Source organism: Enterobacter cloacae complex sp. GF14B, from assembly GCF_004136805.1.
GTDB lineage: Bacteria > Pseudomonadota > Gammaproteobacteria > Enterobacterales > Enterobacteriaceae > Enterobacter > Enterobacter hormaechei_C.
Genome location: NZ_QFRV01000302.1, coordinates 1 through 1,131, shown reverse-complemented (window position 1 = coordinate 1,131; position 1,131 = coordinate 1). Strand labels below are relative to the sequence as shown.

The window sequence follows — 1,131 nt, the reverse complement described above, 5'->3', positions numbered from 1 at the left end:
CTAGATTCAGCTCATTTTTGACCTGTTCATAGACCTAGGTTATACAAGATACCGGGAGTTTTCAAAACTCAAATTGGACATACTGTCAATAATCTGCAAGCAAAATTGTGTTGAGAACATTTTGAAGCATTGAATCTGCTGACAGTTGGAATGATACAGTGATCTCATAGCCATCCATTGTAATCATTTGCAGAGACCGATCAAGTAACAATCCATGCAATCGGGAGGTTTGGAAGGTAACTCCATTTCCAGGTAAGAAATTTGGATTCAGTCTCGGTAAATTCCACTTTCTTCATGTTTTTGAGATCGGGAAAAAAAATCAACAACCAACGCCGAAATTTAGCGGATCAAGCAAGTGTTTTATCAACGGAGGAGAGTGTAAACCAAAGTGTAGGACGACCGTTAGAGGCAATCCCTGAAGAAAGTATTTCCGATACTTCTTCGAAGAGATCTTACGAAAGTATTTCACGGAAAACTTGGGACATTTAAAACTAAACGAAAAAGAAAATATGGCAGCAGGATCATCAAACCCTTCCGCCACAATGAAGCTATTGTTCATAAAATACCAGTACGACAATGAGCAAGGTGCCAGGATCTACAAAGATGGAATGGACCGCTATTGTGTAAAGATAGAAGATAGACCTAGTGAGTTCAAGGACTTAGTGCCTGTGAGCTATAGCGGAGATAGATATCTAGATGACGAGGGTACCATGTACTTGGTAGTCCTAAACCCTAACATTGTGGACAAGTGGGGATTGATGGGCACCAAAGCCAAAGTAGATGAAGAACTTGAGGAGAAAGCACAAATAATGAACTTCCCTGATGCGAGGTTAAGAAGAGAGAATGAAACTACAAGGATCAACACTGATAACATCTATGTGGGGCTATACAAATATAATAATGGGGAGCAAGATCTCTATTATAGATGTGAAGAACCCTACACCGGAGAGTTGACAGACCAAAAAAGACTTTATGTCTTTACCTACACAGAGGGATCGGAAGTGAAAATTGCCGCTTACTACAAGTATGGGAGGCAATACTCAACAATGGACAAGAAAGAATTAGAAGGATATACATACTTTGGGGGACCACTACATCAATATTATGTTACTTCTAGCTCACAAAGACCAG

General features: G+C 39.9%; 1 protein-coding gene. It reads left to right on the top strand.

Going from position 1 to position 1,131, the window contains the following annotated elements; all coding sequences use genetic code 11:
• Positions 1–476: 476 nt before the first annotated feature.
• Positions 477–1,131 (top strand): hypothetical protein (locus tag DD606_RS25360; protein ID WP_139158389.1); only part of this gene is annotated, 655 nt, incomplete at its 3' end.